This window comes from Pseudomonas lini (genome assembly GCF_030812475.1).
In the GTDB taxonomy this organism is placed as follows: domain Bacteria; phylum Pseudomonadota; class Gammaproteobacteria; order Pseudomonadales; family Pseudomonadaceae; genus Aquipseudomonas; species Aquipseudomonas lini_A.
The window spans coordinates 361,978-387,736 of record NZ_JAUSSR010000004.1 but is presented as its reverse complement, the minus strand read 5'-3'; the positions used below and the strand labels follow the sequence as shown (position 1 = coordinate 387,736).

The 25,759-nt window shown below is 57.6% G+C and carries 23 protein-coding genes; 12 read left to right on the top strand and 11 right to left on the bottom strand.

The window, feature by feature from the left end:
• Nucleotides 1–44: 44 nt before the first annotated feature.
• Nucleotides 45–740 carry a tRNA (adenine(22)-N(1))-methyltransferase gene (locus J2W17_RS10585; protein WP_307333270.1) on the top strand — a complete coding sequence of 232 codons (696 nt, stop codon included), beginning with the start codon at nucleotides 45–47 and terminating at the stop codon, nucleotides 738–740.
• 69 nt (nucleotides 741–809) lie between these two features.
• Here J2W17_RS10585 and J2W17_RS10580 read toward each other — a convergent pair whose 3' ends face one another.
• From J2W17_RS10580 to J2W17_RS10560, 5 genes are all read right to left on the bottom strand, one after another.
• Nucleotides 810–1,748, bottom strand: coding sequence for a carbohydrate kinase family protein (locus J2W17_RS10580; protein WP_307333269.1), 939 nt, complete (start codon nucleotides 1,746–1,748; stop codon nucleotides 810–812).
• Between the two features lie 102 nt (nucleotides 1,749–1,850).
• Nucleotides 1,851–2,510, bottom strand: coding sequence for a nucleoside triphosphate hydrolase (locus J2W17_RS10575; protein WP_307333268.1), 660 nt, complete (start codon nucleotides 2,508–2,510; stop codon nucleotides 1,851–1,853).
• A gap of 117 nt (nucleotides 2,511–2,627) precedes the next feature.
• Complete coding sequence (locus tag J2W17_RS10570; protein ID WP_307333266.1) at nucleotides 2,628–3,554, bottom strand: ABC transporter substrate-binding protein; 927 nt, start codon at nucleotides 3,552–3,554, stop codon at nucleotides 2,628–2,630.
• A 47-nt stretch (nucleotides 3,555–3,601) separates the two neighbouring features.
• Nucleotides 3,602–4,564, bottom strand: coding sequence for an ABC transporter permease subunit (locus J2W17_RS10565; protein ID WP_373459972.1), 963 nt, complete (start codon nucleotides 4,562–4,564; stop codon nucleotides 3,602–3,604).
• Nucleotides 4,565–4,620: 56 nt separating this feature from the next.
• The gene (locus J2W17_RS10560) at nucleotides 4,621–6,180 is read right to left on the bottom strand and encodes a sugar ABC transporter ATP-binding protein (protein ID WP_307333263.1); all 1,560 of its coding nucleotides are present in this window, start codon (nucleotides 6,178–6,180) and stop codon (nucleotides 4,621–4,623) included.
• Between the two features lie 457 nt (nucleotides 6,181–6,637).
• On the opposite strand from J2W17_RS10560, the gene J2W17_RS10555 reads away from it, so the two are divergent.
• From J2W17_RS10555 to J2W17_RS10545, 3 genes are all read left to right on the top strand, one after another.
• On the top strand, nucleotides 6,638–7,642 hold the full coding sequence (locus tag J2W17_RS10555; RefSeq protein ID WP_082930365.1) for a LacI family DNA-binding transcriptional regulator: 1,005 nt from the start codon (nucleotides 6,638–6,640) through the stop codon (nucleotides 7,640–7,642).
• 392 nt (nucleotides 7,643–8,034) lie between these two features.
• Complete coding sequence (gene pgi / locus J2W17_RS10550; protein ID WP_307333261.1) at nucleotides 8,035–9,699, top strand: glucose-6-phosphate isomerase; 1,665 nt, start codon at nucleotides 8,035–8,037, stop codon at nucleotides 9,697–9,699.
• A 211-nt stretch (nucleotides 9,700–9,910) separates the two neighbouring features.
• Nucleotides 9,911–11,137 (top strand): maltoporin, encoded by a 1,227-nt coding sequence (locus J2W17_RS10545; protein WP_307333258.1) that lies wholly within the window; start codon nucleotides 9,911–9,913, stop codon nucleotides 11,135–11,137.
• A 145-nt stretch (nucleotides 11,138–11,282) separates the two neighbouring features.
• Here the strand turns inward: J2W17_RS10545 and J2W17_RS10540 are convergent, their stop codons facing one another.
• Nucleotides 11,283–12,095, bottom strand: a complete 813-nt coding sequence (locus tag J2W17_RS10540; protein ID WP_373459969.1) for a helix-turn-helix transcriptional regulator — start codon at nucleotides 12,093–12,095, stop codon at nucleotides 11,283–11,285.
• A gap of 96 nt (nucleotides 12,096–12,191) precedes the next feature.
• On the opposite strand from J2W17_RS10540, the gene J2W17_RS10535 reads away from it, so the two are divergent.
• The gene (locus J2W17_RS10535; protein ID WP_307333254.1) at nucleotides 12,192–13,148 is read left to right on the top strand and encodes a threonine dehydratase; all 957 of its coding nucleotides are present in this window, start codon (nucleotides 12,192–12,194) and stop codon (nucleotides 13,146–13,148) included.
• A 138-nt stretch (nucleotides 13,149–13,286) separates the two neighbouring features.
• Here the strand turns inward: J2W17_RS10535 and proP are convergent, their stop codons facing one another.
• Together proP and J2W17_RS10525 are read right to left on the bottom strand one after the other, a co-directional pair.
• Nucleotides 13,287–14,789, bottom strand: a complete 1,503-nt coding sequence (proP, locus tag J2W17_RS10530) for a glycine betaine/L-proline transporter ProP (RefSeq protein WP_307333252.1) — start codon at nucleotides 14,787–14,789, stop codon at nucleotides 13,287–13,289.
• A 196-nt stretch (nucleotides 14,790–14,985) separates the two neighbouring features.
• Nucleotides 14,986–15,759, bottom strand: coding sequence for a ParA family protein (locus J2W17_RS10525; protein WP_307333250.1), 774 nt, complete (start codon nucleotides 15,757–15,759; stop codon nucleotides 14,986–14,988).
• Nucleotides 15,760–16,319: 560 nt separating this feature from the next.
• On the opposite strand from J2W17_RS10525, the gene J2W17_RS10520 reads away from it, so the two are divergent.
• Nucleotides 16,320–16,682, top strand: coding sequence for a histone-like nucleoid-structuring protein, MvaT/MvaU family (locus tag J2W17_RS10520; RefSeq protein WP_307333248.1), 363 nt, complete (start codon nucleotides 16,320–16,322; stop codon nucleotides 16,680–16,682).
• A 276-nt stretch (nucleotides 16,683–16,958) separates the two neighbouring features.
• On the opposite strand, the gene gudD is transcribed toward J2W17_RS10520, so the two are convergent.
• Both gudD and J2W17_RS10510 read right to left on the bottom strand, forming a co-directional pair.
• A complete protein-coding gene (gudD, locus tag J2W17_RS10515; protein WP_307333246.1) occupies nucleotides 16,959–18,311 on the bottom strand; it encodes a glucarate dehydratase in 1,353 nt (450 codons plus the stop codon).
• Between the two features lie 42 nt (nucleotides 18,312–18,353).
• Nucleotides 18,354–19,721, bottom strand: coding sequence for an MFS transporter (locus tag J2W17_RS10510; protein WP_307333244.1), 1,368 nt, complete (start codon nucleotides 19,719–19,721; stop codon nucleotides 18,354–18,356).
• A 375-nt stretch (nucleotides 19,722–20,096) separates the two neighbouring features.
• On the opposite strand from J2W17_RS10510, the gene J2W17_RS10505 reads away from it, so the two are divergent.
• Complete coding sequence (locus tag J2W17_RS10505; RefSeq protein ID WP_307333349.1) at nucleotides 20,097–20,807, top strand: FadR/GntR family transcriptional regulator; 711 nt, start codon at nucleotides 20,097–20,099, stop codon at nucleotides 20,805–20,807.
• A gap of 11 nt (nucleotides 20,808–20,818) precedes the next feature.
• On the opposite strand, the gene J2W17_RS10500 is transcribed toward J2W17_RS10505, so the two are convergent.
• Nucleotides 20,819–21,490 carry a class I SAM-dependent methyltransferase gene (locus tag J2W17_RS10500; RefSeq protein ID WP_307333346.1) on the bottom strand — a complete coding sequence of 224 codons (672 nt, stop codon included), beginning with the start codon at nucleotides 21,488–21,490 and terminating at the stop codon, nucleotides 20,819–20,821.
• A 177-nt stretch (nucleotides 21,491–21,667) separates the two neighbouring features.
• On the opposite strand from J2W17_RS10500, the gene J2W17_RS10495 reads away from it, so the two are divergent.
• Genes J2W17_RS10495 through J2W17_RS10475 form a run of 5 tightly spaced genes read left to right on the top strand, consistent with a single transcriptional unit; the run spans nucleotide 21,668 to nucleotide 25,741 of the window.
• The gene (locus tag J2W17_RS10495) at nucleotides 21,668–23,380 is read left to right on the top strand and encodes an FAD-dependent monooxygenase (RefSeq protein WP_307333242.1); all 1,713 of its coding nucleotides are present in this window, start codon (nucleotides 21,668–21,670) and stop codon (nucleotides 23,378–23,380) included.
• Nucleotides 23,377–23,559 (top strand): DUF2783 domain-containing protein, encoded by a 183-nt coding sequence (locus J2W17_RS10490; RefSeq protein WP_307333240.1) that lies wholly within the window; start codon nucleotides 23,377–23,379, stop codon nucleotides 23,557–23,559. The genes J2W17_RS10495 and J2W17_RS10490 overlap by 4 nt, the downstream gene beginning before the upstream one ends.
• Before the next feature lie 42 nt (nucleotides 23,560–23,601).
• Nucleotides 23,602–24,402 (top strand): MFS transporter, encoded by an 801-nt coding sequence (locus tag J2W17_RS10485; RefSeq protein ID WP_307333238.1) that lies wholly within the window; start codon nucleotides 23,602–23,604, stop codon nucleotides 24,400–24,402.
• On the top strand, nucleotides 24,369–24,926 hold the full coding sequence (locus J2W17_RS10480) for an MFS transporter (RefSeq protein WP_307333236.1): 558 nt from the start codon (nucleotides 24,369–24,371) through the stop codon (nucleotides 24,924–24,926). The genes J2W17_RS10485 and J2W17_RS10480 overlap by 34 nt, the downstream gene beginning before the upstream one ends.
• A complete protein-coding gene (locus J2W17_RS10475) occupies nucleotides 24,923–25,741 on the top strand; it encodes a helix-turn-helix transcriptional regulator (RefSeq protein WP_307333234.1) in 819 nt (272 codons plus the stop codon). Before J2W17_RS10480 ends, J2W17_RS10475 begins: the two co-directional genes overlap by 4 nt.
• Nucleotides 25,742–25,759: the final 18 nt, after the last annotated feature.

Here is a 25,759-nt window from a genome sequence, read left to right as displayed (position 1 = left end):
CCGGCGCCAAGGTGCCGCACGTCCGTGGTGAAAAGGAACTGCAGTTGAACGAACAGACATTGTCCATGCGCCTGGAGCGGGTGGCGGCGCAGGTGCCGGCCGGTGCGCGCCTGGCCGATATCGGCTCGGATCACGGCTACTTGCCGGTGGCGTTGATGCGCCGTGGCGCCATCGCGGCGGCGGTGGCCGGTGAGGTGGCATTGACGCCGTTTCGCTCGGCCGAACGCACCGTGCGCGAGAACGGCCTGGAACTGCACATCACCGTGCGCCTGGCCAGCGGCCTGGAGGCGATCGAGCCGCAAGACGGGATCACGGCGATCAGCATCTGCGGCATGGGCGGCGAGACCATCCGCGACATCCTCGACAGCGGCAAGACGCGCCTGAGCGGCCGGGAACGGCTGATCCTGCAGCCCAACGGCGGCGAGCAGCCACTGCGCCAGTGGTTGATGGAAAATGACTACCGCATCCTCTACGAGGAATTGCTGCGGGAAAACCGCTTCGACTACGAAATCATCGTCGCCGAGCGCGCCGGGCCGGTGTTGTACACCGCCGAGGCGCTGTACTTCGGCCCGCTGCAGATGCAGGCGCGCACCCCGGCGTTCCTGGCCAAGTGGCAGCGCAAGCTGCGCCACAAGCAGCGGACCCTGGACGACTTCGCCCGGGCGCGGCAGGCCGTGCCCGAGGAGAAGGTGCAGGAAATCGCCCGGCAGGTCCGCTGGATCACCGAGCTGCTGGCTTGAGCCCGGTCCAGGCGGTGTACGAAAATCCATGCTTGCCGGCGTTCGGCATCATCCAGTCCTGACCGGATCTCAGTCCAGCTGATGCCGAAAAGGCAAGTCCGGCCCTGTCTTGCCGCAAGTCAGGGCGGCGGCGCTGACGGCGAAGCCGAGCATTGCGTCGATCTGTTCCCGGCTCAAGCGCTGCAAGCTCTCCACCGAATCCGACCGCTGCTCGGTCAGCCAAGCGATCAATGCCGCCTGGAAGGTGTCGCCGGCGCCCACGGTATCGACCGTCACCACGGCACGGGCCGGCACCGACCAGGTGCCATGGCGGCGGCTGAACACGGTCGCGCCCTGACCGCCGCGGGTGAGGAACACCAGTTGGCAGCGGTATTCCAGCCAGCTCCCGATCACGTTCTGCGGATCGCGCCCGGGGTAGAGCAGGTTCAGGTCTTCGTCACTGACCTTGATCAGGTCGGCATGCTCGACCAGCGTGCTGATCCGTTCGCGCCAACGTTCGATATCCGGCTCTGGGTTGAGTCGCACGTTGGGGTCGAGGCTGATCAGGCGTTTGCCGCTTTCCCGGCGGACCAGCGCCAGCAGGGTATCGGCAATCGGCTGCACCACCAATGAGAACGAACCGATATGCAACCCACGCACCCCAGCGTCCAACTCAGGCAAATGCTTTGGCAACAGCTGGCGGTCGGCGCAACCTTCGCCGCGGAAACTGTAGTGCGGCGAGCCATCGGCACCGACGGCGACCATGGCGAGGGTGGTCGGTGCATCGAAGTCCTGCAGGTAGTCCAGGCGCACGCCTTCCTCCAGCAGGACTTGCTGCAAACGCCGGCCCAGGTGGTCGGTGGACAATCCGGCAAATAGCGCCACATCGATGCCCAGGCGACGCAAGCCGATGGCGACGTTGAACGGCGAGCCGCCGGCAATCGCCCTGTAGTTCACGTTTGAAACTTTAGCGCCGGCGTCGTTCTCACTGAAGAAATCGAACAGCGCTTCGCCACATACCAGATACATAGTCGTTTGCTCTTTAAAGGTTCGATACAGGTTGTCATTGAATCAATTGCGGCAAGGCGGATAGCAGATCAAGCGCAGCTGTTGGTCAACGGCATGATTGATTCAAGGAGAACCAGCGGGTTGTTCATCGGTGAGCGTAAAATCGGCTTCGCGGCTGGCCGACATCACAAGTTCGGCATTCGGAAGGTCGTTTCGACAGACTTTTTCAGACGAGGCCGATTCATCGAAACCGAATGACCGCCATCGATCAAGCAGTCGCGCCTCCAGGGTTTTGCGATCGACGTGCAGCATAATGGTCGCGTCAAAACAGTCTCTCAAGGACGCCCATGGGGCGACGTTCAATAGAAGGTAGTTGCCTTCCACGATGAGATATTTCACTTCAGAGCAAACCAGTCGTCCTGCAGCACGGGATATCTCCAGGCGTCGATCGAATACCGGAACGGCAACCGTGGGTTCGTTGTTCGCACGAAGCCGCAGCAGTAGATTCCTGAAGCCACCCACATCGAATGTATCCGGGGAACCCTTACGATCCAGGAGGTTCAAGGATTCGAGAACCGCGTCATCGTAATGAAAGCCATCTCCGGGAATGACCGCTGCGCTCCCAGGCACACTATTATTGAGGGCCTGTACCAAGGCCTCGGAGACGGTGGACTTACCGGCACCAGGCGGTCCCGCTAACGCAACGACGATTCGATCGCCAGGCCGTGCCTTGATGTAGTCGAGTAGCGCTGTGCTTACAATAGTGTTTGCGTAGGTATACATGCCCGGATTTCTCTTCAGCAGGTGTCGCCCTGTCTTTGCCCAGGCTGCTGCGAGCACCTCGCAGCAGCCATTCCCGGCATCACTGGCTCAAGATCCTTATGCCGCTGGATTCAACCGTCAATGGTCAGCTTGCCAGCCTTTGTACTCCGTGACATTGGCCCGGGTTACCAGCGAGGGTTGCAGCAGTACCGTTGTGCTTTCCAGGGTTTTGCCATTGAGCAGGTCATTGCCCATCGTGACCGCCTGTTGTGCCTGGCCCCAAGGGGACTGAGATGCAGAGGCCTGGATCTGTGTATCGCTCTTGAGTGCTGTCTCTATGTCGGGCGCTCCGTCCACCGATCCGATAATGATGCCTTTACGCTTGAGCTGCTTTGCGGCCAGGTCTGCACCTATGGCTTGGGGATCATTGATGGCGAACACTGCGTCGACTTTTGCGAAGCGTGTCAGGTCGCCTTGCATCACGCTGTAGCCACCTTCGCGCGAGCCTTTTGCATCCTGATTATCGGACAGTACCTTGATATCGGGTGCCTGTGCGAAAACACTTTTGCAACCGTTGACCCGGTCCAGGACTGCGGACGTTTGCGTTCCGTTCTGGATAATAACGTTACCCTTGCCACCCAACTGCTCGGCAATGTACTGACAGACTATCCTGCCGGCTTCGACATTATCCGTCTGTACGGTAGCGTTGGCACCTTGCACCATGACATCCACACCCACCACCACGATGCCGGCCTTTCTCGCTTTGGCAATCGCAGGCGCAATTGCCACAGGGTCGACGGCATTGACAAGAATCAGGTTGACGCCCGATGAAATGAAGTTATCGATCTGGGTGAACTGCTTGTTTAAATCGTAGTCGGCCGAGACTGAGGTAAATTTTGCGGCTGGATTGATTTGCAAGGCCTGCGCTTTGGCGCCATTTACCATCGCAACGAAATAAGGATTACCCAACGAGCCAACGGTTATTCCTACGGATTTCAATTCTTGCGCTTGAGCGGTGTTAAATGCCAGGCATGCACACGCCGCGGCCAATATTGTTTTCTTCATGAGTGCAGTCTCTTATTGTTGGAATATCAGAGGGGGGGTTACAGGATTCAGGTGCGTGCGCCGGTCTGCCGAAAGCGATCGAGTGCTACCGCCCCGATAATGACGACACCCTTGATGATGTATTGCCAGATATCCGAAACGCCCAGCAATATCAGGCCGTTGGACAGTGTCGCGATGATGAGGGCGCCAATCAGCGTACCGACGATGGTGCCGACGCCCCCGGTGAAACGCGTGCCTCCCAGGATAACGGCGGCAATAGCGTCGAGTTCATAGGACTGGCCCATTTGCAGTCCGTTGGCAGCCATCAATCGAGCGGACGTCATGATGGCTCCCACACCCGCCAGCAAACCGGATATGGCATAGACGAAGAGCAGGACTTTCCAGACCTTGATCCCCGATAACCGTGCGGCCTCAGGATTGCCGCCCACTGCGTAAATCTGTACGCCTAAAACGGTCCGACGAAGAATAAGCCACGACAGCGTCACGACTACCAAGGCGATCACGACCAGCCATGGCACCCCGAACAACGTATCGTTACCAATATAGGCAAACGACAGATCGGGGTTGAACACTGTCTTGTCTTCGCCAATGAGGCGTGCGATCCCGCGCATCGCCGTCAATCCGCCCAGTGTGACGATAAAGGCAGGCAGCTTGCCGAAAGCGACCAACACGCCGTTGACGAGCCCCAGCAACAGGCCGATTCCAAGCCCCGCAGGAATGGCCAGGGCAGCCAACTCGGGAACTAGCGATACCAACAGCGCCACTACCGCGGAAACAGCCAGGATCGAACCCACCGAGAGGTCGATACCCCCGGTCAAAATCACGAACGTCAGACCGGATGCCAATACCACGTTGATAGAGGCTTGCTGGCTGATGATGGAGAAATTTTGCGCCGAGAAAAAGCTGTCGCTCATCAGGCTGAAGCCCACACACAGGAGCAGCAGTACGGGGAGCATGCCCGCCACCCTCATCAGTTGGCGCATTTTATCCTGTGCGCCAGGTCCGGCCATGTTCCGTGCATTGGGGGTGATGAAATCACTTGCTACTTTGCGTTGCAGTGGGGAAGTCATTGGACTAAGTCTCCGTTGGCTAGAGTCAAGCTGTCGCTGCCTGTGGCAAACGCGATAATGGTTTCAGGTGTGATATCAAGACCGCTGCGGCCACCGAGTTCGGCGACAAGTTTTCCTTCACACATGACCAACACACGGTCAGCAATTGCGACAATCTCTGGCAGTTCACTTGAAATCATCACTACACAAACGCCGGCGGCGGCCAATGCATTGATTATTTTGTATATTTCGGTTTTGGCTCCAATATCGACTCCCGAAGTAGGCTCGTCGAGGAACAGCACTCTGGGCTTCATTTCAAGTAGACGAGCCAGCAAAACCTTTTGTTGGTTGCCCCCAGACAGCGCGCCGACATTGATGTCCGGGGAGGCTTTGATATTGAGTGCTTCAATGGCTTGTTTAACGCGTGCGGTTCCAGCCGATCGGTTCACAACACCCGTCAATGAAGCATCACTTCCCAATACACAGACATTGATATTGTCGTGGACACTCATATCGAGAAAGAGGCCCAAGGCTTTACGGTCTTCCGTCAGATAGGCGATACCTGCATTGCCTGCATCGCGAGGGGAGCGTATGGCTACAACTTCGCCATCCAGTTCGATGTGTCCACCGGCGTACGCATCGACACCTGCGATCAATCGGGCAAGTTCCGTTCTCCCTGAACCCACCAGTCCTGCAATCCCGAGAATTTCGCCCGCGTAAAGATCGAAGCTGCAATCCTTGATCTTGAATCCGTCTGTCAGGTTGCGAATGCGCAGTACTGGTTGCTCATAAGTACATGACGCACGCTCGTGGGCATAGAAACCGGAGACATCGCGGCCCACCATCATCCGGACCAGGGTTTCGGCCGATAGCGTGCCACGGTCCAGCGAACCCACGTAATGACCGTCCCGAAGCACCGAAACAAAATCGGACAGCGCATATATTTCAGCCATTCGATGGCTGATATAAATGATCGCGACACCGTCATCACGTAACTGGCGAATCAGGGTAAACAGTTTTTCAGTCTCTTTTGAGGAGAGCGGCGTCGTAGGCTCGTCCATCACCAGGATTCGCGTATCGGCATGAATTGCACGGGCGATTTCAACCAGTTGCTGGTCCGCAATCGACAATGTAGAGACTAACGCGTGTGGATCGAATGTGACGCCAAGTCGCTTTAGTACAACCTGCGCGCCTTCGGCCATGGCCTTGTGGTTTATAACGCCGAATCGACGAATTTCTCTACCCAGGTAGATGTTTTCGACCACGGTCATATTCGCGCACAAGCTGAGCTCTTGATAGATAACCGAAATGCCATGACGCTTCGCATCATTGAGGCCGTAATGTCGAATATCACATCCATCGATCCGGACAGTGCCACTGTCGGCGATATAGGCCCCCGACAGTACTTTCATCAGCGTGGATTTTCCGGCGCCGTTTTCGCCCATCAGCGCGTGGATTTGTCCGGGGAAGATACTGAGATCGATGTCATGCAGGACGCGTACGCCATTGAATGACTTGGAGATGGCGCGCATTTCCAGTAGAGCAGGGGGAGGACTTTCAGATCCGGTATTCAGCATAGCGGTTGACTCCTTATCTACCGATTTGAGAAGCGGTGAAGCCCCTCATCGGTTGTTCTTGTTCGACAAACATAGTTCAAAGGAAAGCGCTTGCGCAAGCGCTTTCCTTTGCCGGAAGAGGGAATGTTGAAAGTTAGGAAAGCGCTTGCGCAAGCGCTTTCGTCTCGGCTATGCTTTTTCCACAGCGTCCCTGCTCCCGTTAACGGTTAGCCAGGGGATCGCCAAAATAATAAAAAGGAGTGCCCGGCCATGCTGCATAGCGCAGTCCATCATCTCGCCGCACCCGCTGTCGGTGTACAGCGCACCTCGCCGGGTCTGACCCGACATTGCACGCCTGTCCCGACATCGATTCCCGGAGCTTGCGACACATTTTCTCGCCGTGAGCTTTACAATGGCTTACTGCCGGGCATGCGCCCGGCGCTATCCATGAATTCACGCGAGAAAGGAGTGGTACACAGTGGGCGCAAAGATGAGTGATGTCGCGCGGGCCGCAAACGTATCAATGTCTACGGTATCCCACGTACTCAACGGTACTCGCAAAGTACATCCGGACACCGTTCGTAACGTGAATCAGGCTGTAGAGGCCGTAGGCTATATTCGAAACTCCCTCGCACGGTCCCTGGCCCGTTCCTCATCAGGGGCCATAGGGGTGGCGATCGCTACGCTGTCAAACTATTACTTCAGTGAAACAGTACGTGCCATCGAAGCGGCCTGCGCGAAAAGCGGTTTGATGATGATACTGGTCAATACGCAAAAAGATCCGGAGCAAGAGCTCAAAGCGGTCAAGGCACTGCATGAAAGACGGGTTGACGGCATAGTACTGGCCTCGGAATATGATCCGGAAAATAGAGTCTTCAATTACTTGAAGGCCAACAATATACCCACGGTTCTCATCGATCGGCTGCTGTCGACGTCTTTCGACCAGGTGGGAGTAGAGAACAAGCAATCATCTCAAGAGTTGATTGCACATTTGATTAAACTTGGACATCGGCGTATCGGGATGGTCTCCGGGCGATTGACCCAGTCTTCTTCTCTTGAGCGTATTGACGGTTACCGTGCGGCCTTGGCTGAGGCTGGAATTGCCTACGACGAGCAATTGGTGTGCTGTGGTGAATCGGCAATTGCACCTGCCATGGAAGCCACTCGCCGTTTGCTGGCGCTGGAGCACCCGCCGACCGCCATCATGACTGCCAATAATCTGATGACCATCGGTGCGATGCAGGCTCTTCGTGCAGCAGGTCTTGAAGTGCCAAAGGACATTGCGCTGGTCGGCTTTGACGACTTCGACTGGGCGGATGCTTTCAGCCCCCGATTGACTGTTATGGCACAACCTCTCGAGGAATTGGGAGCCCAGGCGGTGAAGCTTCTATTGAAGCGTATCAAGCAACCTGAGGGGCGCCGCCAGACGCTTCGATTGAAACCCTCTTTAATTCAGCGGGACTCTTGCGGCTTTCCCAAATAATTGTACTCAGGGATTGATCCTGATGAACCGGCGGTTGCGGGCGTGAAGTATTTTGATTTATTTCCACGTCTGGCCGCCTGAATGGACGTTGAAAGCAAGCGGCCAGTATCTCGTTTTTCGTTTGTCGTGCACATTTACATAATGTTCATCTTTTTTATTGATTGATCGGCGTTCATTTTTTTAATTGTTTGATGGCTTGGTTCTGAGACTGGATCTATTTAGATTGCGTTGGTCATGCCGGTTTCTTGCAAAAAAGTCCGATAATGCAAAGTAATTAAACACTGTAGCGCGTACTGCTGCCCGGCACTTGTGCATCCGCAGAAGTATAAAACAACCCGATTGAAATCGTTGGTTAAAACGGCGCAAGCCGGATTGGCAAAGAGGGACTGAGCATGAATAACTATAACAAAGCGAGTGACGTGACTGCATTGCCGGCATGGCGCAAGCTGCTCGACCACCGGGAGAGCATGAACAATTTCAGTATGCGCGACGCTTTTCGGGATGACAGTCAACGCTTCCAGGATTTTTCCCTGGCAGGCTGCGGACTGTTTCTGGATTACTCCAAAAACCTGATCACTCACCAGACGCGTTCACTGCTTGTCGACCTTGCGCGTGAGGCTGGCGTGGAACAGGCCGCGCACGCCATGTTCAGTGGAGAAAAAATCAACTGTTCCGAGGGGCGTCCTGTGCTGCATACCGCGCTGCGGCGTCCCGTGGGGGAGCCGTTGATGGTCGATGGCCGCAATCTGATGCGCGATGTGCATGGTGCCCTGGCGCAGATGACCGACGTGGTGAGCCGTATCCATAGCCACCTTTGGCGTGGTTACAACGACAAGGTCATCACTGATGTCGTGAACATTGGTATCGGCGGCTCATTTCTGGGCCCCGAGCTGGTCTCTGAAGCCCTGGCGCCTTTCGCTCGGCATGGGGTGCGGTGCCATTACCTGGCTAATATCGACGGCAATGAGTTTCGAGAGGTGACTGCCGATCTGAACGTGGAAACTACGCTGTTCATCATCTCCAGCAAAACCTTCGGGACGCTGGAAACCTTGAAGAACGCGCACGCGTGTCGAAGCTGGTACCTGGCAAAAGGCGGGACGGAAGAGAAGCTGTATCGCCATTTCATTGCCGTGACCAGTAATCGCCAGGCTGCACTGGATTTCGGCATCCGTGAAGCCAACGTTTTTCCCATGTGGGACTGGGTCGGAGGTCGTTATTCACTATGGTCGGCAATCGGACTGCCGATTGCGCTGGCCATTGGCATCGCTAACTTCAAGGAACTGCTGTCCGGCGCCTACGCGATGGATCAGCATTTTCTGAATGAACCGTTGGAACAAAACCTTCCCGTTCTTTTAGCAGTACTCGGGGTTTGGTATCACAACTTTTGGGGGGCGCAAAGTTATGCGTTTTTGCCCTATGACCACAACCTTCGCAACTTCGTAAAGCATTTGCAGCAGATGGACATGGAGTCCAATGGTAAAAGTGTCCGTCGTGACGGCACGCCGGTTTCCTACACCACTGGCCCGGTCATCTGGGGCGGCGTGGGATGTAACGGACAGCACGCTTACCATCAGTTGCTGCATCAAGGCACGCCTCTGATTCCGGCTGATTTCATTGTACCGGTGGTCAGCCATAATCCAGTGGCTGACCATCAGGAATGGCTGTACGCCAATTGCTTGTCTCAAAGCCAGGCGCTGATGCGCGGAAAAACCCGTAGTGAAGCCGAGGCAGAACTAAAAGCCAAAGGCCTGTCATCCAGTGAGATTGAACGGCTGGCGCCGCATAAGGTAATCCCCGGTAACCGACCAAGTAATACAGTCGCTCTTGAAGTCATCAATCCACATAGCCTGGGGGCGCTGATTGCGCTTTATGAACATAAGGTCTTTGTCCAGGGTGTCATTTGGGGAGTCAATTCGTTTGATCAATGGGGTGTGGAGTTGGGCAAGGAACTGGGCAACAGCGTCTACAACCTTCTGACTCGCTATAACGCGGAACCGGCAGATGATTCCTCGACGCAGGGCCTGATAGATTTCTTCCGGGGACGTCATCGGGGTTAGAAGTTACTTAAGTTGTGATGTCATTACTGTGCTCTCGCACCGCCTGGTTTTCTAATGTTTTTAGTCAAATAAGGTGGTGTGTTTTCTGTTTGATTTAACTTGGCATTCCGTCCGGGCATCTGTGTGCGGTGTTAGCTGCGCACGCGTGTAAAAAGTGCTAACTCGCATTATCAGCCTTATCCAACAACTATAAAAACGAAAGGTGTCATAAATGAACGTCAAGACTCTCAGTGCAGTTCTGGGTGCGTCCTTTGCTGTCGGTTTTTTACCTGTCGATGCGTATTCAGCCGATTTCAGTGGTTATTTCAGAACCGGGGTAGGGGATTCGACCCAAGGGGGGAGACAGTCGTGTTTTCAGCTGCCCGGCGCGCAATCCAAATATCGTCTTGGCAACGAATGTGAGCAATATCTGGAGCTGGATTTGCGCCAGGATCTGCTTTCACTGGACGACGGCTCGGTGGTTAGCGTGGAGGGCATGGCGCAGTTTTACAACGAGTATGGCCATGAGCCGAAATTTGACGGAGATCACGGTTATACGCGAATGAGTCAGCTCTACGCAGAATGGAGCAAGATGCCGGCATTGAATGGCGGTTCTTTCTGGGCGGGCCGTCGTTACTACAACCGAAACGACATCAATATTTCCGACTACTTCTACTGGAACCAAAGCTCAACAGGCTTTGGGTTCGATCAGGTCGCATTGGGAGATCTGAAATACAGCTACGTGTTCTCGCGCAAGGACAATGTCTTCCAAAAGGATTTTGTTACCCGGCATGATGTAACCGTCAGCGGATTCAACACAAATCCCGGTGGCGAGGTTCAGTTGGGCGTCAGCTATCTGGACAAGCCGAGTCGCGAGGACGCTCATCAGGGCTGGTCGGTGGTCGCCCAGCACAAGCAGGTCGCGTTTCTGGGCGGAATCAACAAGTTCGCGGTTCAATACGGCCGAGGGCCGGGCACCGCCTTGGGCTACACCGGTGATTCCACGCTGGATCAGAGCAACAAGAGCTGGCGGGTCGTGGAGTTTTTCGATTGGCAAATGACCCATGCCTTCAGTGGCCAGGTCGAATTGGTCTATCAAAAAGACACGCGTCCTGATGGTGATGACCAGAACTGGTTATCCGTTGGTGTCCGGCCAATCTATGCGATCACGGATCAGTTCAAGTTGATCACCGAAGTGGGGCGCGACCAGGTTGAAGCCGCAGACGGTACCCGAAAACTGACTAAATACACCGTCGCGCCGACGTGGTCGCCGAAGGGACCGGGGTTCTGGGACCGGCCGGAAATTCGCCTGTATTACACCTACGCCACCTGGAACAAAGCTGCGCAACGCGCAGCCGGCTTGCAGTCTCCGGGATCGGCTCTGTCTGATACCGGTGCGTTTGGCACAGACCTGCACGGCTCCAACGTCGGGGTCCAGGTCGAGTATTGGTGGAAATAAACGCCCGGGATGACGTTACGCTATGGGTTGCGCATTGGGGTCCATAGCGGTCCAGCGGACCCCGTGTTCGACGCGTCGCTTCAACGCTTCGCTACTGTTGATCAGGTTGATCACAGACTAAAGCGGTAAACGGTTTTTTACGGTGCTATGGACGCGTTCGTAATTGCGCCGGGCTAACACCCAGCCGCTGCTTGAAAGCCGTCGTCATGTGCGCCTGGGAGCTGAAACCGCAGGTGAGGGCGATCCCGGACAGGCTGGCTGTCGAGTCGCGCAGCAGGACGCGGGCCTTGGCGAGTCGTCGGTCGATCAGGTAGCTGTGCGGGCTTTTGCCCGTGGCCTGCTTGAACGCCCGCATGAAAAATCCTTCGGACAATTCCAGCAGTCCTGCCATCGCCTGCACGCTCAGCGAACCTTCAAGGCCTGCGTCGATGAATTCATCCAGCAGGCGCAGGCGGCGGCCGGTGATGGAGCCTTGGGGTGGCGTCGGCAAGGTCTTCTGCGCCATGGCCCGGTCAGCCAGGGCCAGCGCCCAGGTCTCCCAATCGTCATCTACCGAGGCGTGCAACAGCGCGTTGCGCATTCGCAGTGCAAGGGCAATGGCCTGTGGATCGATGCGGTTGTTGAATGGCCGATCACCCATCAATGTCATACCGTCGGCGCGCACGACCCGCAGATATTCACCGCCCTCGGCGGATTCGGACAACACGTCACACCCGGCCGGGACAAATGCCAGGCCGTTCGGCGTGGCAACGAACGGCAGCACCCGGTCACTGCCGATGGCGTGCAGGCCTTGCTGGCTGTCGAAGGCAAAGCCGATCGCCGCATGGCTCGCCACGTATCGGGCTGCGTAGGCGGAGCCGGGCAACAATTCGATCGTCCAGGGCCCGGCCTCGACACGGCGGACCGGTTCGGTCAGGAGCGAGGGCGGCGGGTGGTTTCGAAGGTTCATGAACACCATAGTAGTGAAGATGGCGCACAAAAGTCAGGTCGGTTTTTTGAAAGCCGGCGAATGGGCAGTGCGTCCAGACTAGACAAAATCCCAGGGAGAGTGCTCATGCACAGACTGACTCGCGACGACATCGAACAAGCTGCCCACCAGGTGTACCAGGTGATGCCTGCCACTGCCCAATACGCTTGGCCATTACTGGCTGAGCGGTTGGGATGCACGGTATGGGTCAAGCATGAAAACCATACGCCTACAGGGGCATTCAAGGTGCGTGGCGGCATTACCTTCATGCACTGGCTCAAACGCACGCACCCAACCGCCAGGGGCATCGTCACCGCTACCCGCGGCAACCATGGCCAGAGCCTGGCGCTGGCGGCACGTGCGTTGGGTTTGCGTGCATTGATCGTAGTGCCGGAGGGCAACTCAGTAGAAAAAAACAAGGCCATGCGCGGCTTCGGCGGCGAGGTGGTCGAATGGGGCCGTGATTTCGATGAGGCCCGGGAAGAGGCCGCCCGCCTGGCGCAAACCCATGGCCTCTACCTGGTGCCGCCGTTCCACACCGAACTGGTCAAAGGCGTGGCCACGTATGCGCTGGAGCTGTTCATGGCAGCGCCGGACCTGGACACCGTCTACGTGCCGATCGGCTGTGGCTCGGGGATTTGTGGGGTGATCGCCGCGCGCGATGCGCTGGGCCTGAAAACCCAGGTAGTGGGTGTGGTTTCCACCGAGGCTGCCGCCGCGAAACTTTCTTTTGACGCGGGAGAGATTTGCGAAACCGCGACGGCGAATACCTTTGCCGATGGCCTCGCCGTACGTAAGCCGGTGCCTGAAGCCTTTGCCATCTACGGTGCGGCGGCGGCGCGGATCGTCTGCGTCGGTGAGGAGCAGATTGCCGAGGCCATGCGCGTGTATTACACCGATACCCACAACCTGGCGGAAGGGGCAGGCGCGGCGGCCCTGGCGGCGCTGATTCAGGAGCGGGAAGCGATGGCGGGGAAACGGGTAGGGGTCATTCTGTCTGGCGGGAATGTCGATAGAGCGGTGTATGCGGGCGTGATTGGATGACCAGGCGGCGCCAGCGCTGGCGTTCAGGCTGCCCATGCTGGCGGTCGCTTTCCAAACGCAGACTTGTAGCCAAAGCGTTTCATCAGCGCAATTTGCGCTGAAGTCACAACGTTGGCAATCCTCCCTCGACTGCCCCGATTACTCGATGCGCGGATGCTGCTGTACGAGATGCTCGCGCTTGGCTTCCAGCTCGGCGATTTGTGCGTCGATGTCCTCGATCTTCTGCTCGATGTCGTCGTGATGTTCCTGCAGCAGTTCATGCGCTTCCTCCATGTCGGAAGCCGCAGGAGCTGCTCCACGCAACGGTTTATTCGCCGTTTCTTTCATCGTCACGCCGGTGATCAGGCCTACGGCGGCAATCACCATCAGGTAGTAGGCCGGCATGTACAGGTTGTGGGTGCTTTCCACCAGCCAGGCCACGATGGTAGGGGTCAGGCCCGCAATCAATACCGAGATGTTGAAGGCGCTGGCCAGTGCGCTGTATCGGATGTGGGTGGGGAACATCGCCGGTAGCGTGGACGCCATCACGCCGATGAAAAAGTTGAGCAGCACCGCCAGCACCAGCAATCCGGAGAAGATCAGGCCGAGCTTGCCGCTGTTGATCAGCATGAAGGCCGGGATGGCGAGGAAGAACAGGCCGACGCTACCGCAGATGATAAAGGGGCGGCGGCCAATCTTGTCGCTGATCAAACCAATGATCGGCTGGACGAATAACATGCCGACCATGATCGCGATGATGATCAACACGCCGTGATTTTCGCTGTAGTGCAAGTTGTGTGTCAGGTAGCTCGGCATGTAGGTGAGCAGCATGTAGTAAGTGACGTTGGTGGCCGCGACCACGCCGATGCAGGTCAACAGGCTGCGCCAGTGCTGGGTGGCCACTTCCTTGAAAGACACCTTCGGGCCCCTGGCCAGGCCTTCACGATCGTCCTGTTCCAGCTTCTCGACATGTTGCTGGAATGCCGGCGTCTCTTCGAGGGCGTGACGCAGGTAGAGCCCGATCATGCCCAAGGGCAGGGCGAGGAAGAAGGGCAGTCGCCAGCCCCATTCCTCAAACTGCTCTTCGCCCACAAGGGTGGAAATCAGCACGACCACGCCGGCGCCGAGGACGAAACCGGCGATAGAGCCGAAGTCCAGCCAGCTGCCGAGGAAACCGCGCTTGCGGTCCGGGGCGTATTCGGCGACGAAGATCGAGGCACCGGTGTATTCACCGCCCACCGAAAAACCCTGAACCATCTTGGCCAGCAGCAGGAGGATGGGGGCCCAGATGCCGATCGAGGCGTAGGACGGTATCAGCCCGATGGCGAACGTGCTGAGCGACATGATGACGATGGTGGCCGCCAGGACTTTCTGCCGACCGTACTTATCCCCCAGCGCACCGAAGAACAAGCCGCCCAGGGGACGAATCAGGAAGGGTACCGAGAAGGTCGCCAGCGCGGCGATCATCTGCACGTCGGGATCGGCGCCGGGGAAAAATACCTTGCCCAGCACATAGGCGACAAAACCATAGACGCCGAAGTCGAACCATTCCATGGCGTTGCCCAGTGCAGCGGCAGTGATCGCCTTGCGCATCTTGACGTCATCGACAATGGTGATGTCTTTCAATCGAATCGGTTTGACGTTGTTCTCACGAGATTCCATGCGATCCGCTCCGTCACTGGTCTATCTTGCCGCAACCGCTGGGGCCGGTGTGGCGCAGGCCAGGTGGATCTGCCTTGGCCGACGCCAGCTTTCTAATGGCGCGGCTTCTTCAGGATCAGATACAAGCGCAAACGAAATAATTCACCTATCACCAGTCTTTTTTGCTATCGGCAACAAGCTGAACCGAAAAATCAACTCAGGCTGCTCGTTCCAGGACGTCCAGCAACTCTACAAATTGCCTCGACAGCTTATGACGCGGGGCCAGATGAATAAGGGGCATGGAAGCTTCGTGGGACTCGCGCATTTTAACTGAGCTACTTAAATAAACCGGGAGTACGGGAAGACCTTCTACAAGCAATTCGTCTACGAGCATCTGATGTAAACCGGTGTGGGCGACAAATTGATTAACCACCACGCCCTCTATCTGCAGCGATTCATTGTGATCCATGCGCAGATCGTCCACTTGAGCGATGACGCTATTCAAGGCCTGTCGGGAAAAGCTGTCGCAATCATAGGGAATCAGCAACCGATCAGCGGCGACGAGGGCGCTGAAGGTGAAGAAATTCAGCGAGGGCGGGGTGTCGATATAGATGCGCTCGTAGTCCTCGGAAAGTTCTACCAGCAACCTGCGCAGCTTGTTGATCTTGAACTTGCTCTCAAGCTTTGATTGCAGATCTGAAAGGTCCGCACTGGCGGTCACGAGATGGAGGTTCTCGTAGGGAGTCTCGGTTATGGCCACTCGGCACCTTTTGCCGGCAAAGCCTCCAGACAACGTTTGTCTGAAGAAGTCGGCAATGCCCGTGGGGATGTCGTCCTTGAGCAGGCCCGTGAGGTAATGAGTCGAATTCGCCTGGGGATCGAGGTCAACCAACAATGTCCGGTAGCCTTGCGCTGCACTCACTGCGGCAAGATTGCAGGCGATGCTGGATTTTCCAACACCACCTTTTTGATTGAAAATGACACGACGCATGGAGTAATTCATCCGTGAAGGCGGCCTGAAGCCAGGATTATGTAAGCGGATGATTACAATATATGACCATAAGGTTTCAGTTTTAAGACAGTCGCTTGAAGGCGCTTGGAACGGCTGGCGAAGGCCTCCTCGTACCCCAAGCGCTAGCCGCTATCCCGCGACCGGCGCCATCGCAAAGGCCTCGGACAGACAGGCTATACAAGACCGACAAACGACAGAATAACCAGGACGATCACAACGGCCCCAACGATGTAAATGATGTTGTTCATAACGATCTCTCCAGTTTGGCAGGATGTACGACACCAGGGTGTCTACTACAAATGACACCCTGTCTCGCGGTTCCGTTCCACAAACCGTGTTCAAGAGGCGGCGCCATCGAACCGGTGTTTCGTTTACGATTTTACGAACCTTCTTTGCTCACCAGATGTCAACTGATAGACATTTGCACAAGTGCGAATCCCGCAATGGAAGCGACTTGATAAGCAAAGTAAACTCGCTGGCTTAATGCAAGTCGGCGTTTTTAGTGTAACGTTAGGATAACAATCACTGAGAGATGTCCCATGTCCAAACTCGCAGAATTTCGCCAACTTGAAAAACACCTTGCCGAACAGCTTCAAGCGCTCGAAGCATTGAAGGGTGACGCTGGCCTGAAACAGGAAATTGAGTTCGAAACGAAGCTGCGCGCACTGCTCGCCAAGTATGGCTACAGCTTGAAAGACATCGTCAATCTGCTGGACCCACACGCCGGTCGCCGTGCGCCTGCTGCCGAATCCAAAACCGGCAATCGCAAGCCTCGCCAGGTAAAGGTCTATAAAAACCCTGAATCCGGCGAAGTTGTAGAAACCAAGGGTGGCAATCACAAGATATTGAAAGAATGGAAAGCGAAATACGGTTCCGACACTGTGGAATCGTGGCTGGCATAGTGATTTGATTTGAATGCAATGGGCCCTTAGGGGCCCCCTGTAGGAGCGAGCTTGCTCGCGATGGACTCAAGAGCGCCGCGTTTAACCAGTAAACACGCGTTATCGTTGGCGACCATCGCGAGCAAGCTTGCTCCTACAGAGCGCCGCGTTTAACCAGCAAGCACGCGTCATCGTTAACGACCATCGTCGGAACGCCGCCCGGAGCAAGCTCGCTCCTACAGGGACCGCGATGAACCATGGCTTCAGAGGCTTCCACCCCGGTGGGGCAGCCAGGCGTTAGCGCACCAGGCAGGGTTTCTTATTGTTGAAGCTCCAGCCTGGAATCAGAAACTGCATCGCCTCGCTATCGTCCCGAGCGCCGAGGCCCATGGCTTTGTACACTTCGTGCGCCTTGGCCACGGCGTCCATATCGATGTCAACGCCCAGACCATGTCTTGTCGGAACCTTGACGTAGCCGCCTTCGATTTTCAGCGGCTCTTTGGTCAGGCGCTGGCCGTCCTGCCAGATCCAGTGCGTGTCGATCGCGGTGATCTCACCTGGTGCGGCTGCCGCCACCTGAGTGAACATGGCCAGGGAAATATCAAAGTGGTTGTTGGAGTGAGAGCCCCAGGTCAAACCCCATTCGTGACACATCTGCGCAACCCGGACCGAGCCCTGCATTGTCCAGAAGTGCGGGTCGGCGAGCGGGATGTCGACCGATTGCAGCTGGATTGCGTGGCCCATTTCGCGCCAGTCGGTCGCGATCATGTTGGTCGCGGTTTTCAGGCCTGTGGCGCGACGGAATTCGGCCATGACTTCACGACCCGAGTAACCGTTTTCGGCGCCGCATGGATCTTCGGCGTAGGCGAGGACGTGATGCTGATCCCGGCACAGACGGACGGCTTCCTTGAGCGACCAGGCGCCATTCGGGTCAAGGGTGATGCGCGCGTCTGGAAAGCGTTCAGCCAGTGCGGTAACGGCTTCGATTTCTCCGTCGCCGCTCAACACGCCGCCCTTGAGCTTGAAATCGTTGAAGCCGTATTTCGCTTTAGCGGCTTCAGCCAGGCGCACGATGGCTTCGGCGCTCATGGCTTTCTCGTGACGTAGCCGGAACCACTCGTCTTCAGCGTCGGGCTCGCTGCGGTAGGCCAGATCGGTCACCTTGCGGTCGCCGATGTAGAACAGGTAGCCGAGCATTTTCACCGAGTCGCGCTGCTGCCCTTCGCCGAGCAGTGCGGCAACCGGAACCTCGAGGAATTGACCGAGCAGGTCGAGCAGGGCCGCTTCCATTGCGGTCACCGCATGAATGGTGATGCGCAGGTCGAACGTTTGCAGGCCGCGACCGGCGGCGTCACGCGAGGCAAAGGTCGTGCGCATCTGGTTGAGAATGCGCTGGTACTGACCGATGGACTGACCGACCACCAGAGTGCGCGCGTCTTCGAGTGTCTCGCGAATGCGCTCTCCGCCGGGGACTTCGCCCACGCCGGTATTGCCGGCACTGTCCTTGAGGATGACGATGTTGCGGGTGAAGAACGGCCCGTGGGCGCCGCTCAGGTTCATCAACATGCTGTCGTGGCCCGCTACCGGGACGACTTGAAAACTGGTGACGACAGGCGATTTAGTTGTGTTGGCAGTCTGTTCAGCGTTCATGGCAAATTCCTGCAAAATTGGATCGATCAGCGTTCGATGGGGTCAGTGCGATTTGCTGACCACCGCACCGGGTGACACGGCGTTCGGCGGCGTCAGCAGGGATGACGGTTTAGGCGAGGTCTTGGCGAAGAACACCAGTATTGCCGCGAGCACCGAGGTGCCGGCCAGACCATAGAGTCCTCCCTGGATAGAGCCGGTGGTCTGTTCCAGGAAACCGAAGGTTGTCGGTGCCACGAAACCACCCAGGTTGCCGATCGAGTTGATCAGCGCGATGACGGCGGCCGCAATACGGGCATCCAGATAGCCTTGAGGGATGGGCCAGAACAGCGATGAGGCCGATTTGAAGCCGATGGCGGCAAAGCAGATGGCGACAAAGGCGAAGATCGGCCCGCCGGTGGTCGACAGGAACATGCCGGCGGCGGCAATCAACAGTGCGGTCGCGACCCAGGCTTGCTGGAACTTGAACTTGCCCGACAGCGAAGCGAAGGTGTACATGGCGATGATGGAGATCAGCCAGGGAATCGAGTTGAAAAAGCCCACCTGCACATCACTCAGATCACCCATTTTCTTTATGATGCTCGGGAGCCAGAAGGTGGCCGCGTAGATCGTCAGCTGAATGCAGAAGTACAAGGCGCAAAACAGCAGGATCTGGCGATCTTTGAGCAGCTTGCCAACGGTCGGCTTGACCGTGGTCAACGCCTCACGCTCACGCTGTTCCTGATCGATAGCGCCTACCAGTGCATCCTGCTCTTCACGACTGAGCCATTTGGCATCATGGGGTTTGGAGTCCAGCCAGAACCAGACGAAGAAACCCAGGAATACCGAGGCCAGGCCTTCGATGGCGAACATCCATTGCCAGCCGTGAAAGCCGAAGCCTTCGATCTGCAACAAGACACCCGAGAGCGGACCTGAAATCAACGACGCAAGGGCCGAGCCACTGAGGAAAATGGCGATGGCTTTACCGCGTTCTACGCCCGGCAGCCATCGGGTGAAGTAGTAGATCACGCCAGGGAAGAAGCCGGCTTCGGCGACGCCTAGCAGGAAGCGCAGAATGTAGAAATGGGTTTCGTTCTGAATGAACGCCATCATCGTGGCGACGATGCCCCAGGTGAACATGATGCGGGTCAGCCAGATACGAGCCCCGACCTTTTGCAGCAGCATGTTGGACGGCACTTCGAACAGTGCGTAGCCAATGAAGAACAGGCCTGCGCCCAGCCCATAGGCGGCAGCACCGATACCGAGGTCGTGCTCCATGTGCGTGCGCACGAAGCCGATGTTGACCCGGTCGATGTAATTGAGGATGAACATGATGACGAAAAGCGGGAGTACATGTCTCTTCACTTTGCTCACGGCGCGAGCCAGAACCGAATTGCTTTCTGGTACGACAGATGCGTTGCTTGAATTGTTCACAATTCAAATCTCCCACTGATTATTTTTATGCGGGTTAGAGCTTACCGGCGGCGAGGCACGTTAAGTTGATAGACATCATACAAGTGGTTTTTCTGTCTCGCAATACGGGACGCAGCGATTTGTTTTCATAACGGCAGAGGAATACGGGCGTTTTGGTTATGGTTTCAGTGTTTACTGGGCTGTTAGCGCTGTAAAGGCAGTTATCGATGGGAAATATCGTGGCGGCGTGGGCGGAAGCGTCAACCGGGTAACGTACCAGTATAGATATGTTGTCATACAAGTAAGGGCGATTTTTTGATTGAATATCAGCATTTCGCCAGAGAATGTATGGCGGGTGGTAAGCTCTCTCAAGCGCCAATTTTGTGGACTGAATCTATGCAAGTTGAAAGCGGAACCCCTGTCCGTAGACGCTCCAGTAATCTGGCTCAAGGCGTGGTCGAAGCGCTGACCCAGCGCATTTTGCTCGGGCAATTGAAGCCCGGCGAAAAGCTGCCTTCGGAATCCACCATCGTTCTCGAACAGGGTGTGAGCCGCACCGTGGTCCGGGAGGCTATTTCCAAGCTCCAAGCGTCGGGGCTGGTGGAAACACGTCACGGCATCGGCACGTTTGTGCTGGAGCAACAATCCCGGTCAGGACTGCGCCTGCATGTAGACACGGTCGCCAGTGTCAGGAGCATGCTGGAGCTGCGATTGGGCCTGGAGGTGCAGGCGGTCGCGCTGGCAGCTATGCGCAGGACCGAAGATCAACTGGTGCGCATGCGTCAGGCGCTGACCGACTACCAGGCATCGCTAGCGAATAACGACAGTTGCGTCGAGGAGGACAAGCGCTTTCATCAGCTGATCGCCGAGGCCACCGGCAATACGTTTTTCACCGAAATTATGCATCACCTGGGCAATGCGATGATTCCGCGTACCCAGGTCAAGGTCGACGAGCGCGGTGGTGCCGACTTTTCCCGGCTCGGTCAGTTGGCGAACCTGGAGCACGAAGCGATTCTCAACGCGATCAAGCGACAAGACCCCGATGCCGCCCGGGCAGCGATGGTGCTGCATTTAACCAACAGTCGGGATCGGTTTTCAGGGAACTGAGTACAACGCGATCACCTCTGCGGCTTGGCCACCAACAACAACGACTGCGGCACCGGACTTTGCGGGTGCTGTGGCTCCTGCAGGCCGACCAGGCGAAAGCCGGCCATGTCCAGTGCATTGAACCAACTGGACAAGGTGCGCAGGTACCAAGGCATGGGTCGCCACTGGCCCTTGAATCCGGCGAAGGTTTCTTCCCGCCAACCATCCTGATAGTCACCCGCCGCCGCAGTCCATGGATGCAGCGTCTGGATCACCAGTGCGCCTTCAGGGGCGAGCAGCGCATTCATGGCGGTGAGCAGAGGGATGATGTCCTGCTGCAGCAAGGCGAAGTTTGCGCAGATCAGGTCGTAGTCGCGGCCGATGTCCGCCTTTTCTTCCACCAACGCTTCATAGCTCGCCAGATGCACCGGCGAAGAGCCCGCCGCCCGCGCCGCGCCCACCAGCGTTGCATCGCCATCGACACCGACTGCCGTGATACCCCGTTCGGCCAGCGCCCGCAACAACCAGCCCTCGCCACAGCCCAGGTCGAGCACGCGGTCCGGCTGACGGCCCAGCACCGCCAACAGGATGGCCTGGTCCGTGACCTTGAGGCGACTGGCGATGGTGCCGGTGCGAACGGCTTCGATCCAGAGTCGGGCGTTGTGGTGCCAGCTTTGGAGGAGGGGGGGGTCGGGGGCGGGCATTGTGCTGTCCGGCGTTGTCGGGTGGTAATCGGAAGAATAGAGCATTTGCAGCCATGGAAAAGCCATTGGAGTCATGAAGATGTCCCCTCCAGGGGACATCCCCCTGCGCGCTTGGATCTAGAGTGACCCGAGACAAACCCTGTCCCCGAAAAAAAATAAACCGGGAGCCACCGGACCATGCATCAGCCGCAAGTCGTACCCCATCAATCCCTGTATTTCCCTTATCAGGTTTACCCTGCGTTCATGCCGTCTCCAGCCATCCTCAATCGCTCCCCCGTGGTGATCGTGGGCGCCGGCCCCATCGGCCTGACGCTGGCGCTCGAGCTGGCGCGCCATGGTGTCAGAAGCATCGTCCTGGCGGCTCAGCAGCAAGTCTGTGAAGGCAGCCGCGCGATTGTGTTCACCCGGCGTTCCATGGAGATTTTCCAGCAAGTGGGGGTATCCGGGGCGGTGACCGAGCAGGGCCTGCCCTGGCGTTTCGGCAATTCCTACTACCGCGGCCAGCGGGTATTTCGCATGGAAGCTCCGGTCGATCCGCACGATCGTTTTGCGCCGATGACCAACTTGCAACAGCAGTATCTGGAGCAACATCTGGTGGAGGCCGCCCAGGTACAGCCGCTGATCGAATTACGTTGGGGCAATAAAGTCATCGATATCGAGCAAGGCGTCGACGGTGCCGTCTTGCAAGTCGATACCCCGGGCGATACCTACAGCCTGGAGGCCGATTGGGTGGTGGCCGCCGATGGCGCCCGCTCCGGACTGCGCTCGTTGCTGGGGCTCAAGCTTGAAGGGGCGTCCTATGAAGGGCGGTTCGTGATTGCCGACATCCGCATCAAGCTCGATCTGCCGACCGAACGCCTGGCGTTTTTCGATCCCGCCTGGAACCCCGGCAACACCGTGTTGATGCACCGCGAGCCCGGTGATATCTGGCGCATCGATTACCAATTGCCCGTGGACGAAACGCCCGAGCAGGCGCTGCACCCGGACTCCTTGCGTGAGCGCATCGATGCGCAACTGGCAATGCTCGGCGTCGAGAACCCGGTCTGGGAGCTGGATTGGAGTTCAGTGTATTCGGCCCGGGCGTTGACCCTGGCGCAGTACATCAACGACCGGGTGATTTTCGCCGGAGACGCGGCGCACCTGTTGCCGATTTTCGGCGTGCGCGGGGCCAATACCGGGTTCCAGGATTGCCACGACCTGGGCTGGAAACTGGCTCTGCACATCAAAGGCCTGGCCGGTGCCGGACTGCTGGCGTCCTACAGCGACGAACGGGTCAAGGCGGCTCGGGAAATCATTGAAGAGGCAGGCAAGAGCACGCGGTTCATGGCGCCACCCAGTCGTGGCTATCGGCTGTTACGTGATGCGGTGCTGTCACTGTCATTGACCCGCGAGTTCGTACGCCCGCTGTATCATTGGCGGACCTCGAGGGCTCACGACTACGCCGATTCGCAACTCAATGCGGTGGACGACGATAACCTGCTGTTCACCGACGGGCCGCGCAACGGTGCGCCGTTGCGCAATGTTCGCCTGGCCGACCAGCACTATTTGTTCGATGAACTGGAACCTGCCTTCCATCTGATTTGCTTCACCGACGCGGCGGTACTCGATGCCGACGTGAATACCCAAGTCCAGGCACTGCGCCGTCGGGGAGTGCCGGTTCAAGTGATCGCGATCGCCATGAACGGCGTCAGTCAGGTGGAACACGCCGATCTGACACTGGCCGATCCCGACGGTCTGTTCAGCACGCGTTATGGCGTGCAGCACCCAGGCGCCGCGTACCTCGCACGCCCGGACCAGCACGTCTGCGCGCGCTGGCTGCAACTGGATGGCGAGCGTTTGCGCCATGGACTAAACCAGGCCCTCGGCCACAACGGGAGTAACCAACCATGAGTCAGTCGATGAACGTGGCAGACCTCGAACGCGTCTATGATCGGCTCGCCGAGGCGGTCGACCGTACGGGTAACGACAGCGAGTTGTTCCTGGTGAAACTGGCGCTGTTGGCGGCGCAGGCACTGAACGATGCCGAGCGTTACGACGCACTGGTCGAGTGCGCCCTGCAGGACCTGTAAAAGCCTTGCGTCAGCCAATAATTACAAAAACAGGATCACCCTATGCCATCCCGTTCTGCTGTGATCTCTGGCGAGGAGGCCGGCGCTCATCCGCCGGTCATCGCCAAAGTTTCGAAACGCCTGCTGTGGTTTCTCTTCATCTGCTTTGTGTTTTCGTTTCTGGACCGTATCAATATCGGCTTCGCCGGGCTGACGATGATGGACGACCTGGGCTTGAGCAGTACCCAGTTCGGCATGGCAACCACGATTTTCTACCTGGCCTACATCGCGTGCGGCATCCCCAGCAACATGGTCCTGGCGAAACTCGGCGCCCGCCGCTGGATCGGCAGCCTGATGATTGCCTGGGGCATAGCGTCGACCGCCACCCTGTTTGCCCATGATGCGGCCAGCCTGTATTGGTTGCGTGCGTTGGTCGGTATCACCGAGGCGGGGTTTCTGCCCGGTGTGCTGTTGTACATGACGTTCTGGTTTCCGGCGGCGTACCGGGCGCGGGCCAATGCGTTGTTCATGATCGCCATGCCGTTTACCGCGGGCTTTGGTTCGGTGTTGTCCGGCGCTATTTTGGGGCTGGATGGCCACTGGGGACTGGCAGGCTGGCAATGGCTGTTTCTGCTCGAAGGATTGCCCAGCGTCGTGCTCGGCGTGGCAGTGTACGGTTATCTGGACGATAAACCGCGCCAGGCGCGCTGGCTGAGCGACGATGAGAAGCTGCAGCTGGCCGAGTTGCTGGAGCGGGACCGTCAGGCACCTTCCCCCCACGCGCACTGGGGACGCGAGTTGTTGTCGCCAGCGGTGCTCTGTTCTGTCTGGTGTACTTTTGCCTGGTCAACACCCTGGCGATGATCGCGGTCTGGACGCCGTTGATCGTCAAGAGCTTCAGCGCTGGTCAGAGCCATACGCTGATCGGACTGTTGTCGGCAATTCCGCAGATATGCACCATTGTTGGCATGATCCTCTGGGGCCGACACTCGGACCTGACCCAGGAGCGGCGTTGGCACCTGGCGCTGCCGATGCTGATGGCCGCTGCGGGCTGGTTCTGCACGGCCTTGTCGAACGAGCCGATCGTGCAACTGGCCGGGGTCTGCATGGCGGCGACGGGCTCCTACACGGCCATGTCGATTTTCTGGACTTTGCCGGATCGCTCGTTGAGTTTTCAGGCCCGGGCAGTGGGCATCGCGGTGATCAACGCTGTGGGTAATCTGGGGTCGGCCCTTAATCCGTTGGTGGTCGGCTGGCTCAAAGACTTGACCCATACCTATACCGCCGGTTGTCTGTACGCGGCCCTGCTGTTATTGGTGGCTGCCATACTGGTGCGGGCGCTTCCCCACGAACGCCAGAATGCTTCGCGCGAATGGGTCCCTGAATGAACCACTGGCCGCTCACCACCGTTTACCACCAGGTCCCGTTGACGACAGGGCAAATCGCCCATCTGTTAGCGCGGGTGGGCGAGGACTGCCGCACCTGGCTGGCGGCAGAGTTATTGACGTTGGTGCGGGGGGTGATGCCGCTGGCTCAGTGCACTATTTTCGCTTACCCCGAGGGCCAGGAGCCGCAGGTATTGTCGTGTTCCGATCAGGCGAGGCTGGTGCAGATATCGCGTATTTCCCGGGACTACGTCGAGCGTTTCCACAGCCTGGATGGCAACCGCCAGGCGATGCTCGGTCACAAGGCGAAATACGGTGGTGCGCGCATCCTGGCTCAGCTTCAGTCAGTCGACGACATCACCCATCGCGACTATCGACGAGTCTGTTACGAACAGCCGCAAATTTCCCAGCGCATGGCCTTGCTCAATCATCAGGAGGAGGGCGGGGGCTGGCTGTCGATCAACTTCTATCGAGGTCGTGAGCACGGCAACTTCAACCAGCGCGAAATCGAATTTATCGAGTCGGTTGCGCCGTTACTGATTCAGGTCACGCGACTGCACTATCGCGCCTATATCGAAGCCAACCAGATGCCGTCTTTGCTGAGTCAACGCGTCGAGCGGCTTTATCCTGAACTGACTCGTCGGGACCGTGAGCTGCTCAGGCATCTGCTCAGTGGCCTTGGGGCGGAAGACATCGCGCCGCTGATGGGCGTCCAGCGCTCGAGCGCCGCTACCTATATCAAGCGGCTTTATCGAAAGACAGGCGTCAGCGGCCATCGAGAGTTGTTGGGGCTGGTCGTCAGAGGTCGTTGGTCCTGAGCGCGCGCTGATCTCGCT